Here is a 517-nt window from a genome sequence, read left to right on the forward strand (position 1 = left end):
GGCCGACACCGGCCCCTGCGGCCCGWGCAGCGAAATCTTCTACGACCACGGCGACCACATCCCCGGCGGCCCGCCCGGCAGCCCCGATGAAGACGGCGACCGCTTCATCGAAAWCTGGAAWAACGTGTTCATGCAGTTCGACATGGCCGCCGACGGCAGCGTCACCAAACTGCCCGCGCCCTGCGTGGATACCGGCATGGGCCTGGAGCGCCTGGCCGCCATCCTGCAGCATGTGCACAGCAACTATGAAATCGACATCTTTGCCGAGCTGATCAAGGCGGCATCGCGCGAGACCGGCGAAAAAGACCTGGGCAACAAGAGCCTGTTTGTCATTGCCGACCACATCCGCGCCACAGCGTTCCTGGTGAGTGACGGCGTCAACCCGTCCAATGAAGGCCGCGGTTATGTGCAGCGCCGCATCAWCCGCCGCGCGATCCGCCACGGCTACAAGCTGGGCCAGAAGACACCGTTCTTCCACAAGCTGGTGGCTGATCTGGCTCGCCTGATGGGCGATGCC

General features: G+C 64.3%; 1 protein-coding gene. It reads left to right on the forward strand.

Annotated elements, in window-relative coordinates:
• The coding region (locus tag AC1DWI_RS26060) for an alanine--tRNA ligase-related protein (protein ID WP_477726319.1) at window positions 1-517 on the forward strand (517 nt) is incomplete at both ends.

It is taken from the genome of Polaromonas sp. P3_C2 (assembly GCF_056402675.1).